Source organism: Streptomyces sp. NBC_00358 (assembly GCF_036099295.1).
In the GTDB taxonomy this organism is placed as follows: Bacteria; Actinomycetota; Actinomycetes; order Streptomycetales; family Streptomycetaceae; genus Streptomyces.
The window spans coordinates 8,704,798-8,718,015 of the sequence record NZ_CP107976.1; the positions used below are offsets into that span (position 1 = coordinate 8,704,798).

General features: G+C 72.5%; 7 protein-coding genes. 3 read left to right on the forward strand and 4 right to left on the reverse strand.

From position 1 onward, the window contains the following. Nucleotides 1–175: 175 nt before the first annotated feature. The 3 genes from OHT01_RS37280 to OHT01_RS37290 form a co-directional block, all read right to left on the reverse strand. Entirely contained in the window at nucleotides 176–1,225 is a 1,050-nt protein-coding gene (locus OHT01_RS37280) for an alpha/beta hydrolase (RefSeq protein WP_328557530.1), read from the reverse strand. Nucleotides 1,226–1,356: 131 nt separating this feature from the next. After that, nucleotides 1,357–5,382 (reverse strand): beta-ketoacyl synthase N-terminal-like domain-containing protein, encoded by a 4,026-nt coding sequence (locus OHT01_RS37285; RefSeq protein WP_328557531.1) that lies wholly within the window; start codon nucleotides 5,380–5,382, stop codon nucleotides 1,357–1,359. Beyond that, on the reverse strand, nucleotides 5,379–7,148 hold the full coding sequence (locus tag OHT01_RS37290) for a fatty acyl-AMP ligase (RefSeq protein ID WP_328557532.1): 1,770 nt from the start codon (nucleotides 7,146–7,148) through the stop codon (nucleotides 5,379–5,381). Before OHT01_RS37290 ends, OHT01_RS37285 begins: the two co-directional genes overlap by 4 nt. 260 nt (nucleotides 7,149–7,408) lie before the next feature. Here OHT01_RS37290 and OHT01_RS37295 point away from each other — a divergent pair, with 260 nt between their 5' ends. The 3 genes from OHT01_RS37295 (at nucleotide 7,409) to OHT01_RS37305 (ending at nucleotide 11,092) form a co-directional block, all read left to right on the forward strand. After that, entirely contained in the window at nucleotides 7,409–8,896 is a 1,488-nt protein-coding gene (locus OHT01_RS37295; RefSeq protein WP_328557533.1) for an MFS transporter, read from the forward strand. A 582-nt stretch (nucleotides 8,897–9,478) separates the two neighbouring features. Further along, a complete protein-coding gene (locus OHT01_RS37300) occupies nucleotides 9,479–9,664 on the forward strand; it encodes a hypothetical protein (protein WP_328557534.1) in 186 nt (61 codons plus the stop codon). 177 nt (nucleotides 9,665–9,841) lie between these two features. Continuing rightward, nucleotides 9,842–11,092, forward strand: coding sequence for a helix-turn-helix domain-containing protein (locus tag OHT01_RS37305; protein WP_328557535.1), 1,251 nt, complete (start codon nucleotides 9,842–9,844; stop codon nucleotides 11,090–11,092). 174 nt (nucleotides 11,093–11,266) lie between these two features. On the opposite strand, the gene OHT01_RS37310 is transcribed toward OHT01_RS37305, so the two are convergent. Further along, a complete protein-coding gene (locus tag OHT01_RS37310; RefSeq protein WP_328557536.1) occupies nucleotides 11,267–12,874 on the reverse strand; it encodes a TROVE domain-containing protein in 1,608 nt (535 codons plus the stop codon). Nucleotides 12,875–13,218 lie beyond the last annotated feature (344 nt).

Genomic DNA, 13,218 nt, shown 5'->3' on the forward strand with positions numbered 1-13,218 from the left:
TGGCCGGCGGATCACGCCTCTGGGGGCGCAGGGGGTGAGAGGGGGTCTAAGGGTGCGGCGCAATTCCTGCCGCCTACAAGGGAATTGCGTGCTATTCCGGTGAGCGGGCGGAGGCCGGTCCGCTGAGCGCGTGGACCGGCTTCACGTCGCCCCCTCGGCCCTCCGGCCGGCGGCGTCAGCCGGGCAGCCCCAGCCCTGCCGCCAGCGTCGGCCAGGAGGCGGTGAACTCCTGTTGCCAGGACGACCATGCGTGCGAGCCGCCGGTGTAGAAGTGGACCTGCGCCGGGATGCCGAGGTCGGCGAGGTGGTCGGTGAACCGGTGGGCCTGGTTCCACAAGGTGCCCTCCAGGATCGCGCCCTGCAGATTGCCGAAGTCGGTGCTCGGCACCCCGGAGCCCTGGGAGATGTACAGACGGGTTCCTGCCAGCCCCGCCGCCTGCGCGTAGGGGTTGTGTTCGTTCCAGATGTTCCGGTTGAACAGGTAGCTGCCCCACAGGGCGAGCGGTAGTTCCAGTTCCCGGGCGACGATCGCGTTCACCACCGTCGGCATCCCGATCGACGTCGTGTCGAGCACGCCGCTGTACGAGGCGGCGGCCCCGAACGTGCCGGGGTGGCGGGCGGCGAACGCCAGCGCTCCGTAGCCGCCGGTCGAGACGCCCGCGACGGCCCGGGTGGAACCGGCCCGGTAGTTCGCCTGGAGGAGCTGCATGACCTCCTCCACCTGGAACGTCTCGTAGTCCCTGGTGGAACCGATGCCGTAGTTCCACCAGTTGGTCGGGATGCCCGTGGGTCCCGACGACGGCATCACGGTGATGACGTCCTTGTCGGCGAGGAATCCCTCGACGTCGGTCTCCCTGGTCCAGGACGTGTAGTCGTCGTGCGCTCCCTGGAGCAGGTACAGGACGGGCCAGGTCCGGGTGGGTTGTGAGGCGAAGGCGGCAGGGAGGATGACGCGCACGGGGAGTTGGGCGCCGACCGCCGGTGAGTCCACGGTGAGGTCGACCGTCCGCGCGTCGATCCACTGCTCCGCGATGATCCTTGCGCCGTCGGCGGCAGCGTCGGACGCGCTCGCGGCGGGCGTGGCGCCCAGCGCGGCGTGTGCGCCGACCAAGCCGCTCGTGGTGAGGAGAGCGGCGGTGGCGAGCACGGCGAGGCCCGCCCGCGAAGTTCTGGAGAGACGCTCCGAGGCGTTGGGACGCGCGGCGGGCTGTGTCGGTCGGGGCATGGGATGGCTCCTCGTCTCGTGGTGTCGTGCGATGGCGCGAGGGGTTGTGCCGTACGGCTCCAGCCGTGAGGTGCCGGAGGGGCCGGGAACGCCCTGCGCGGGGCGCCCCGTACGCCGTGACGTCCCGGGCGTCATGTGTCGCGCAGGTCCCGGGTGAGCAGGTCCGCAAGCGTGTCGACCACGGGCGGGTCGAGCACGGCCAGGTGATGACCCGGCAGCGGAGAGACGGTGAGATCGGCGCAGTGGGCGTTCCAGCCCAGCGACTCGTCGGTGCGCTCGTAGCGGGGATCGCGCACCGTGTGCGGGGCCGGCTCGCTCGCCCGGTACAGGAGGGTCCGGCCGCCGTACGCACCCGGCACATGGCGCTCGCCGCTGCACAGGTCGAGGTACGACGCGCGCTGGTGTTCCAGGACGGCGGGCGGCAGGGCCACGGTCTGCTGCAGAACCTTGAGGACGAGATCGACCTGGCCGGTGTCGTCCAGTCCGGCGAGTTCCGCGTAGGGGAGCGGCAGGGCCGACCCGTAGGTGCGCCGCACGTGGGTGGCGAAGCCCGAGAACCGGCGTCGGGCCGCCTCGGGCGGGGCGAGACCGCGGGGCAGGGGCAGCGGCAGCACCGAGTCGACGAGGACGAGCGCGGACACGGGGCCCCGCTCCGACAGCAGCCGTGCCGTCTCCTGGGCGACCACACCGCCGTACGACCAGCCGCCCACCAACCACGGTCCTTCGGGGGCCACTTCGGTGATCCGGCGCGCGAACTCCCGCGCACGGGCGGTCACGTCGGGGAGTTCCGCCAGTCGGTCGAGACCATGGACGCGTCGCTGCCCCGCCAGCCGCCCGGCGAGCCGCCCGTACACCTCCGACGATCCGCCCGCCGCATGCGCGAAGAAGAGCGGTGCGCCGGGACCCTCACCGTCGAAGACGCGGAGCCTTCCCGGGACGCCCCTGTCACCGTCCCGCCGCGGCGGCCCCAGCGGGGTGGTGCCGGGCGACGCGTTCGGCGTGTCCGGAAGCAGGGCGGCGACGTCCCGCAATGTGCCCTGCCGCAGGAACGCGCCCGGTTCGACCACGGTGGCGAACTCCTGCTCAAGGGCTGTCCTGATCCGTACCGCGGTCAGTGAGTCGAGGCCCAGGTCGGTCAGGGGCGTGTCCGGGTCCATGCGCTCCGGGCTGTAGCCCATCACGCCGGCCACGCAGGCACGCAGCCGGTCCAGCACGCCGGTGGCGGAACGCTGGACGGCCGCCGCGGGCCCGGATGGCGTCGACTCCTCTCCGGCCCAGAACCGCCGGTGGCGCCAGCGCGGAGACGGGACGTCGACGACGCGGCCGCCCGGTGGCTGCCCGCCGGCCGCCCGCACCCCGTGGACGAGGAGCGACGCCCGGGAGGTGTGGAAGGTGAGAGCGTCGTCCGTGTCGCGGCGCAGCGTCTCCAGCACGAGCGCGTCACCCGCCCCCGCGTGCCGCAGCGTCTCCAGGAGCGGATGCAACTGGGTGGGATGCGGGGCGACTTCGACGAAGACGCGGTGACCGTCCTCCGCGGCCGCCGTCACCGCTTGGGCGAACCGCACGGGCCTGCGGAGATTGGCCGCCCAGTAGGCGGTGTCGTGCTCAGTCGCCGCGCGTGGGTCCTCCAGCACCGTGGTGTAGTGAGTACAGCGGGGCGGGGCGTGCTCCACGGCCCCCAACTCGTCCGCGAACCGGGCGAGCAGCGGATCGACGGCTGGTGAGTGCCCGGCGGCCGTGACCCGCATTGACCGCGCGAAACCGCCTTCCTCGCGGACGCGGGCGATCAGCCCCTCCACGTCGCGCGTGCTGCCGGTCACTACGCTCTGGGCGGGCGAGGAGTGCACCGCGACCTGGAGGCTGGGGAATTCCCCGCCCAACTCGGCCATGGCCTCGCCCGAGCGGTCCACCACGGCCATCGCGCCGCCCGCGAGCGAGGCCAGCAGCCGCGAGCGGACCGCGACGATGCGGGCGCCGTCCGCCGCGTCCAGGACCCCCGACACGACCGCGGCGGCGATCTCGCCCAGGGAGTGCCCGATCACCGCGGCCGGCTCGAAACCGTACGAGCGCCAGAGGGCCGCGAGCGCCACCTGGAGCCCGTACAGGACGGGCATGACGACCACCGGGGACGAGAGGTCCGCGCCGGGCTCCAGACTCGCCCGGAGCGAGATGTGCGCCTGGTCCAGGATGAGCGGCTCCATCCTGTCGACGGCGGCGGCGAACTCCGGTTCGGCGTCCAGGAGCGCGCGGCCCATGCCGGGCCACTGCGATCCGTAGCCGGAGAACACCCACACCGGCCCGGGCCCGCCGAGGTCCCGGTCGGCGGTGATCAGCCGCGGATGCGGATCCCCGGCGGCGAACCGGGCGAGCGTCGTGGCCATGTCCTGCGAGGAGCCGTCGACCACGGCGGCTCTGCGCCGGCCGCGGCCCGTACGTCCCGCGAGGGTGCGGGCCACGTCGGCGGGACGGGCAGGGACGCCCGGTCCCGTCAGCCACCGCGCCAGCTCGCTCCCGTACGCCCGCAGCCGATCGTCCGTGTGCGCGTCCCACAGGACGACGGACGGTGTTCGCCCGATCCGCTCGGCGCGTCGGCTCCGCGCCTTCGTCCGGTGCTCGGTCAGGGCGACGTGGGCGTTGGTCCCGCCGAACCCGAACGCCGAGACACCGGCGGTCGCGGTGCCCGAGTAACGCGGCCACGGCTGGGGCTCTGTCACCACGCGCAGGCCGAGCCCTTCGAGGTCGGCGTGCGGCCCCGGCCCGGTGAAGTGCAGCTGCGCCGGAATCTCACCGTGATGCAGCGCGAGTACGGTCTTGATGAAACCGGCGATGCCCGCCGCGGCCTCCAGATGCCCGAGGTTCGTCTTGGCCGAGCCGATGAGCAGGGGCCGGTCGGCCGGGCGGCCCTGGCCCGAACCGAGCGCCGCGCCCAGTGCGGCCGCCTCGACGGGATCGCCCAGCGCGGTGCCCGTGCCGTGCGCCTCGACGTAGTCGACCGTGGACGGATCGGCGTGTGCCTGGGCCAGTACGGCGCGCTGCGCCTGAGAGTTGGGCGCGGTCAGGCCGTTGGAACGGCCGTCGGAGTTCACCGCCGACGCCGTGACGACAGCGAGGATCCGGTCGCCGTCGCGCTCGGCATCGGCGAGCCGCTTCAGCAGGACGACGCCGCAGCCCTCACCCCGTACGATCCCGTCGGCCGATCGGTCGAAGGCCTTGCACCGGCCGTCCGGGGCGAGCGCCCCGGCCTGCTGGAACCCGTAGGTGATGGACGGCGACAGCAGCAGGTTGACGCCCGCGGCCAGGACGGCGTCGCTCTCACCCGTGGCGAGACTGCGAACCCCGTGGTGCACCGCGACCAGCGACGAGGAACAGGCCGTGTCGAGCGCCATGCTGGGACCGCGCAGATCCATGACGTAGGAGAGGCGGCCCGCTGCGACGCTCAGTGCCGCCCCCGGTGGAGTCCAGGCGTCGACGGACCGCGGGTCGGCGGTCGTGAGATGGGCGTACTCGTTGCCGCTGATGCCGACGAACACCCCGGTGCGGGTCCCAGCGAGCGCGGCGGCGGGGATCGCCGCGTGGTCCAGGGCCTCCCGCGCCACTTCGAGGAGCAGCCGCTGCTGCGGGTCCATGGCCGTGGCCTCGTGGGCCCCGATACCGAAGAACTCGGCGTCGAACCCGGCCACGTCGTCCAGGAACGCGCCGTGCCGGCTGATGTCCTCGGGCAGGTCGGCCTCGGCCGCGAAGTCGGCCCACCGATCCCCCGGCACCGTGCCCACGGCGTCACGCCCCTCGCCGAGGAGCCGCCAGTAGTCGGCCGCCGATGTCACCCCGCCCGGCAGTCGGCAGCCGATCCCGACGACCGCGACCGGTACGGGACTCGCCTGCGGTACGGCCGTCGGCGGTGGCGGCGGCGGTGTCTCCTCCTCGCGCAGCACACGTTCTACGAGAGCGCCGATGGTGGGTGTCTCCCAGAGCAGGGTGGCGGGCAGCTGTCTGTCCACCAGGTCTCCGAGGACAGCGGTGAGTGCGACGGCGTCGCGGGAGGTCAGGCCGAGTTCGGCGAGTGGCCGGTCTTCGCGCACATCGTCTTCGGCCAGCCCGTACCAGGACCGCAGTCGCTCGACGACGGCCGTCCGCACCTCCTGTGCGCCGGGGCTCACCGGTGGTCCGTCGGTTCGAAGCCGCCTTCGGTGAAGTGCCGGTGGCTCGCGGTGCGGGAGACCTTGCCGCTGGAGGTGCGTGGCAGCGCGCCCGGTGCCACGAGCACGAGTCGGGACAGGCGCAGACCGTGGCGCGCGAAGACGGCGGCCTGCGCCGCGCGCACCGCGTCGACGCCGGCGGCGGGGTCGTCGTCGACGGCCTCGGAGCCGCGGCGGAGCTCCGCGACCACCACGAGCTCGTCCTCGCCGGAGCCGTCCGTTCGCTGTACGCAAAATGCGGCCAGCCGGTCGCGCCGCAGCGCGTCGACGGCGCACTGCACGGTCTCTTCGACGTCCTGTGGGTAGTGGTTCCGGCCGTCCACGATGATCAGGTCCTTGAGGCGGCCGGTGACGATCAGCCGCCCCTCGTGCAGCGTGCCGAGATCGCCGGTGCGCAGCCAGCCTGTCTCCTCGGCCGGGGCCCCGGGGGCGCGCACGTTGAAGACCTCGGCGGACAGGTCCTCTCGCTTCCAGTAGCCGAGGCCGATGTTGGGCCCGCGCACTTGAATCTCGCCGACCTCGCCCGCGGGAAGCGTCCGGCCGGTGGTACGGTCCGCGATGCGCAGCTCCTGGCCGACGGGTCCGCCACAGGTGCTGAGGCGGACCGCCGCCGGATCGTCGGGGTGGCACGGCGTCACGCGGCCCGTGCTGAGCGCGCCCGCGCTGCAGGACACGGTGGCCGGGACCGAGGTGTGCGCGTCGTTGGTCACGAAGACGGTGGCCTCGGCCAGCCCGTACGACGGGCAGTGCGCGACCGGCGCCAGCCCGGCTCTCCCGAAGGTCTCGTGGAAACGGTCCACGGTCGCCGGGCGCACCGGCTCACTGCCGTTGATCAGTACCTTGACGCGGTCCAGGCGCAGTTCGTCGATCGCGTCGTCGTCGGCGCGCGAAGCACAGTAGTCGTACGCGAAGTTGGGCGCGGCGCTGATCGTCCCCGGGTACGAGCCGAGCAGCCGGAGCCAGCGCAGCGGGTCCACCAGGAAGGCGACGGGGTCCATCAGCACGGACGGGAATCCGCCCACGACAGGCGCCGCGACGCTGAGGACGAGCCCCATGTCGTGGAAGAGCGGCAGCCAGCCGACGGTGGTGCTGGCGGCCGTCCGCGCCCCGAAGGCGTCGATGGCCTGATGGGCGTTGGCGACCACGTTGGCGTGACTGATCATCACCCCGGCCGGGCTGCGGGTGGAGCCCGAGGTGTACTGAAGGTAGGCGACGTCCTGCGGGTCGGGGCGCGGCACGACAGGGGCCGGGGCGGACGGCGTCCCCGCCGGTGCGTCGACCACGATGACCGGCACGACGGGGAGGCCGTGCCGGGCGCTGAACGCCCGGACGTCGGGAGCGGTCGCCGTGTCGGTGAGCAGACACGCGGGTTCGCAGTCGTCGAGCACCCCCGCGAGCCGGCCCTCGTGGCCGGGCAGTTGCGGTCCGAACAGCGGCACGGCGATCACCCCGGCGTACAGGCAGCCGAGGAACGCCGCCGCGTAGTCGAGCCCCTGCGGCAGGAGCAGGGCGGCGCGATCGCCCGCGTTCGCCGCTCCCGCCAGGCGTGCGGCGACGGCCAGGGCACGTTGGTCGAGCCCGCGCCAGCCGAGTGTGAGATGCAGCCCGGGCGAGTCGGCCTCGGGGAAGTCCACGTACGTGAAGGCGCGTTGCTGCGGGCGTTCGGCGGCCCAGTGCCGCAGGTGGTCGGTCAGCAACAGACCTTCGGATGGCTGAGCGGAAGTCATGGGAACTCCAGCTGGTCAGGCCCCGGGGTCGGGGATGCGCGCCGGGGCGTGGGAAGAGGGACTGCCGACGCGCTATCAGGTTCCGTTGCGATGTGACTCACGAGTAAGACGGGGCGCTGACAGTTCGAACCGTGCGAGTTGTCACTTGAGTGACAAGCGGGGCGCCGGTATTCGGCGCTCAGACAGCAGCGCCGGCCACCCGGCAGCCCGGAGAATCGGATCCCCCGTCGGGACAGCCCTTGGGGGAGGAGGCCGGGCCGGTGAGTCGCGGAAGGCTGCTGGCGCTACTGGCGCTGCTCGCCCTGGCGGGCTTCATCACGACCCTCGACAACACTGTCGTCAATGTTGCCCTGCCGACGGTTCAGCGCGAACTGGGCCTGGATGTAGCTGACTTGGAGTGGGTTGCCAGCAGCTACGTGCTGACGTTCGGGGCGTTCCTGTTGCCGGGCGGCCGGCTCACGGACCTGGTGGGCCGCCGTCCCGTCCTCGCGGGGGGACTCTTCGTATTCGTCCTCGCCTCCGCTGCCGCCGCCCTCGCCGACAGCGGGGCCACGCTGATCGCCGCACGCGCGGTGCAGGGTGTGGGGGCCGCCCTGGTGATCCCCGCCTCCCTCGCTGTCGTCGCGGCTGATCTCCCGGCCCGCAGGCAGGCGATGGCCGTCGGCCTGTGGACGGCTGCGCTGGCTGTCGCGCTCGCGCTCGGCCCCGTGGTCGGCGGGTTCGTCACCCAACACTGGAGCTGGAACTGGGTGTTCCTGCTCAACGTCCCCTTCGGTCTGCTCGCCCTGCTGTTCGTGCCCGCCGTCCCCGGAGTGCCGGGACGCACGCGGCGGCCGCCGGTGGTCCTGCTCGACGTCCCCGGCATCCTGCTGTCGGCTCTCGCGCTCTTCCTGCTCACCTACGGCCTGGTGCGAGGCGGTGAACACGGCTTCAGCGCGGCGCCCGTTCCCCTCTGTCTGGGGCTGGCCGCCGCCGCCGGGGTCGCCTTCCTCGTCGTCGAGACCCGGTCCCGGCTGCCGCTGCTGGAGTTGAGGCTGCTGCGCGACAGGTCGCTGAGCGGCGGCACGGTGGCCCAGGTCCTGTGGGGCATCGGCGTCAACGGAGTCTTCTTCTTCACCGCGCTCTACCTCCAGCGCGTCATCGGCTTCTCGCCCACGAAGGCGGGCCTGGCCTTCCTGCCGCTCGCCGGTGTGCTCCTGGCGGTCACGCCGTTCGCCGAGCGCGCCGGGCGGGCCGTGGGCGTCCACCGCTCGATCGCGGCGGGCCTCGTCCTGGTGGCGGGAGGCCTCCTGTGCGTGTCGGGGGTGGGCCTGCGTGCCGGGTACTGGGACATCCAGCCCGGTCTGCTCCTGATCGGCGCCGGCTCCGCGCTGACCACCCCGCTGACGGTGCGCTCCCTCGCCGGCGTGCCGCCCGGGCGCACCGGGATGGCCTCCGGCCTCGTCAGCGCGGCCCGCGAGGTGTCCGGGGTGTTCGGCGTCGTCCTTGTCGGCGTGGTCCTCACCCGCACCGAACGTGCCGCATTGCGGGACGGGGTCGTGCCGCCCCGCGCCTTCCTGGACGGTTACGACAGCGGGTTGCGCCTGGCTGCCGCATGTGTGCTGGCCGGCGCGGTGGTCACCTGGGCGGCGCTTCGGAGCCCGGGCCGTCGCCGCGGGCCAGGGCGTCATCGGCGGTCCGCCGACGGTGGGCGACAGCCGCGCGGAACGGCCGCCGAGCGGATCGGATCGGTTCCGCCGCGGAGCTGAACTCCGCTGCGTCGAAAGCCTCGTGGGTCATACACCCGTTCGCGGGCGACTCCTTGTGCCGTACGCGCAGTTCGTGACAGGACGCCTGTGGGGCCGCTGACTATCGAGCTTCTGTTACCGCTGCGTAACTTCAGGGCTACCCGCGACAGTCCACCGATCTCAGGGGGCACAGGATGCGCAGACCAGGAGTCGGAGTCGGAGTCGGCAGAGCAGGAGTGAGCCGACCGGAAGCGCGCGGCGCAGGAGCCATACGGGGCGGGAGGGCGGCCGGTGCGCTTCTCGCCGTGGTGGTGGCAGGCGGCGCGCTGGGCGTGCCCGCCACAACGGCCGGCGCGGCGTCCCGTGCCGCGGCCTGCGTCGCGGACATCTACCGGCCGCCCGCCTCGGTGGCCGGGGCACCGGGCAGCGTCGTCGCCTGTCGGGAGACCGACCTGCCACTATGCGCTGACCGGGACCGACGGCAAGACATGGGGGCAGGTCATCGACGAGCGGAAGCTCGGGACCGGGGTCGGCAGGAAGGGGTCGGGTGCCCGCTACGAGGTCGGATTTCCCGTCCTGCAGTACCGCGGTCTTCTCGAAGAGGTGATCCCCACCTCGACCGAGGACGCCACCCGCGGGGTGTACTGCGATGCCCGGATCACCACACGGTGGACGCTCTACCCGGGCGACCACCTGCTGACCGACCAGCAGGCCAAGGACGACGTGGTGAAGTGGCTCGGTGACCGCTTCGCCGGACGGCCCGAGCCGGGCAACTGCCCGCTGTCCTGAGAGATCGTGCCCGGCGGGGAAGGGCCGTCGCGGCTCGGCCCGTCGTCCGCAGGAGCCGTTCGTTGTCACACAAGTGACAACGAACGGCTCCTGCGCTGTCCGCCTGCGATGGGCCCCTCACGCGACGTGGCGGTATCGTCACCAAGCCCCTGTCCCCCCAGCGCAGAGGGAAACCCCATGGTGATCGGATTACAGCCGCCGACCGGTGACTTGTCGGTCAACGGGTCAGCCGAGGCGACCTACGCCGCTTTCAAGGCGTTGCCCTCCGAACTGTCCACCCATTTCGAGCCGTTCGTCGCCGACGTGATCGAGGAAGTGGTGCGGGCCATCCGTACCTCGATCGCCGAGTACGCCCGGCCCATGGACGACACGTACATGCACGTCGTGCACCGCGGCGTGAAGCAGGCGCTCGTAGGCTTCCTGGACCGGATGGCCAGGCCCGACGCCGACTGGGAGCCCGTGAAGTCGACCTTCCAGAGCATCGGCAGGGGCGAGGCCGCCGAAGGCCGCAGCCTCGACTCGTTCCAGTCGGCTCTGCGTCTGGGCGCCCGGGTGACGTGGCACCGTGTCAGCGAACTCGTCGAGACGGGACAGCTGCCGAACAAGATCCTGGCGACCTTCGGCGAGGCGATGCTGCTGCACCTCGACGAGATGGCCGCGGCGACGACCGCCGGGTACGCCAAGGCCCGGCTGCACGCGGCGGGCGAACTCAAGCAATGCAGGGACCGGTTGATCGACCTGCTCACCGCCAGCCCCCCGGTCTCAGCCGAGGCCATCAGCGACCTCGCCCACATCGCGGAGTGGCCCGTGCCGAGAGAGCTCGCCGTCGCGGTCACCGATCACGCCGGCGAGCCCGGCGCCGGTCGTCCGATCGTGCCGCCGGAGTTCCTGGCCCGCTTCGACGTGCATCCCGGCATCGTTGTCATCCCGGACCCCGGGGGGCCCGGTCGCGCCCGCACGGTCGCCGCCGTGCTCCACGGGCTGCGGACGGCCGTCGGGCCGACCGTGACCCTGGACAGCGGCGCACGGTCCCTGCGCTGGGCGACCGACACGCTGGAGCTGTCACGGCGCGGAATCGTGCCGGGGACGGGGCTCATCCGCTGTACGGACCACCTGGCGACCCTGCTCCTCTTCCGGGACGAGTCGCTGGTCGACGCGATCGGGGAACGGCACCTGCTGCCGCTGGAGGAGATACGTTCCCCGCAGCGGGAACGGCTGGCCGAGACCCTGCTCTGCTGGCTGCGCTGTGGCCACAACGCCAGTGAGGTCGCCAACCGCCTGGCCGTCCACCCGCAGACGGTCCGCTACCGCCTGCGTCAGCTCGACGAGGTCTTCGGGGACCAACTGCACGACCCGCCGACCCAGTTCGAAATGCAACTCGCCCTGCATGCAAGAGAGTTGCGACGTGCCGCAGTCGGGGGAACCTGATCCCGCCCTCTCGGCCGTCGTCGCCGTACAGGGCGCCCCGCCGACGGCCGAGCAGTTCCACGGCCCCTGCCGCCGAGACGCGGTCCTCATCGATGCCCCGCTACGAGAGGTCGGGGTCCGAGCCGGACATCCACCGCGGTCCCGTCGCATCCGGCCGGGGGACGACCGTACGGATCACGCCGGTTCGGCGGTCCACGGCCAGGCGGCCTCGCGGCCTGCCTCGATGAGGGCGACCATCCGGAACGCGGCGTCCGTGAGGCCGCCGAAGGTGTGCCGGTGGGGACCCGTCGGTCCGTGCGCGGGCCGGTATCCCGCGAGGTTCCAGGTGTAGACCGGGATGTCGAGCGGGACCGGCTGGGCCGGGCCTCCGGGGCAGCGGCAGGGGGCGGGGGCGGCCTGCTCGTCGGTGACGATCAGGACCCGGTCGTGCCCCCGGTAACGGGTCCGCACCGCCTCCGCGGTGTTGGTGCCGCCCAGATCGTGGAACCGTCTCAGTACGTCGAGCACCGGCTCGCCCGCCTCGAACGGCACCTGCGCGCTGCTCGATCCGAACTCCACCAGATCCGCCCGCTCGGAGCGCATGGCCAGCGCGGTGCCGAACACGGCTGCCGCGTCCGCATGGGTCAGTTTGGACCGTTCGGAGACGTTGCCGTAGAACATCGAGCCGGACCTGTCCACCAGAATCAGGGTCCGGCCGGGCAGCGGCGGTACGTTGGCCAGGGAGTGGGCCAGTGCCTGTTCCAGCGCGGCCCCCCAGCGCTGCGACGGCGCGTGCTGGTGGGCGGCCAGGTAGCGGAAGGGGAACTGCCGGGACCGGGCCACCTCGGAGGCGTCCGAGATCCGGGCGGCGACCTTGGCCGCGACGTCGTCCGAGACTCCCGCCTCGTCGAAGTTCCGCAGGTTCCGCAGGAGCGCCATCGGCGCCATCGTGGGGATCATGGCTTCCCAGGCAGCGGCGTCCATCGGTCCATGGAGCCAGCCCGCCAGCGCCTCCCACGTCATGCCTGCCGCGGCCAGCCGCTCGGAGCCGCCCGGCCCGGTCACCAAGGCGCGCCGCTCGTCCGCAGGCGCTTCCATCAGGGACCTGTGGGCGGTCAGCAGACGGTCGGAGGACGGCGGAACCGCTTGCTCCGGGTGGTGGCGGCGGTCCAGGGCGTACCGGAAGAGCGCACCCTGCCAGGGCTTGTCCGGGTCGGGGGAGGCGTGCACCAGGTTGAGCACGTCGCCGAAACGCAGACCCTTGGACGCGGTGTCGTACTTGAGCAGGGACCGGGACGTGTACAGACGGCGTACGCCGTCGGCGATGCCCCGCTTCACCGGCTGCGGAACGTTCCGCCCGTATGCCGAGATCCAGTGGGCGAGCAGTTCGCCGGGCTCGTCGGCGCGCTGGAGCACCGAGTCGATCACGGACCGGTTGGACGGGCCCCCGGATTCACCGGCCTTGAGCCGGGTCCGCACGTAGGCGGCGGCGCCCACCAGGGACGCCGTGCGCAGGTTGCCCTCGCCGCGAAGCCAGCGCAGCAGGCCGGCCGTCCATTCGGGGTCCTGGACGGCGAGTTCACCGACGAGGCGGGCGTACCGGTCGTCCCGCTCCGCGCCGCTCTCGTAAAAGGTGCGCTGGGAGACGAAGTTGCCGACCGCGAGCAGGAAGAGTTCCTCGCGGGGCTCCCGGACGAACGCCTGGCCGCCCTCGTAGGTGCGGAAGTCGGGTGTGCACTCGTGACCGAGGCGTGGTGGGGACAGGGTGCGTGCGGCGGCCGAGATGTGCGGGGCCACGAGCATCGCGGACCAGATCTTGGAGACGCGTGGGGTGTGACGAGGCAGCGAATCCCCCCGGATTCAAAGGACTTGACGGCCCCGGTCAACAGGTCGACGGGGCGAAGACGCCCCGACGGGGCGAACGCGCCCGCGCCTGCCGAGATCAAAGGTGGCGGCGGCGTTACTTGGTTTCGGAAGGAAGTAGCCGCAGCCGAGCGCATCGGAGGCGCGGTCGCGATCCCAACATACAAGCGCCGTCGCATCGCCCACCAGCGATTTAATCCGCCGGCTGCGTTCCGCCATTCCTGCTGGTCAGGGGCAGGGTCAGAGTCTGGGTCTGATTCCGGGTGCGGGGGTTCCCGTCCTCG

What these genes read in the sequence shown, in the direction of transcription:
- OHT01_RS37280 (WP_328557530.1), bottom strand. Translation starts at nt 1,225, where the DNA reads ATGCCCCGACCGACACAGCCCGCCGCGCGTCCCAACGCCTCGGAGCGT.
- OHT01_RS37290 (WP_328557532.1), bottom strand. Translation starts at nt 7,148, where the DNA reads ATGACTTCCGCTCAGCCATCCGAAGGTCTGTTGCTGACCGACCACCTG.
- OHT01_RS37305 (WP_328557535.1), top strand. Translation starts at nt 9,842, where the DNA reads ATGGTGATCGGATTACAGCCGCCGACCGGTGACTTGTCGGTCAACGGG.
- OHT01_RS37310 (WP_328557536.1), bottom strand. Translation starts at nt 12,874, where the DNA reads ATGCTCGTGGCCCCGCACATCTCGGCCGCCGCACGCACCCTGTCCCCA.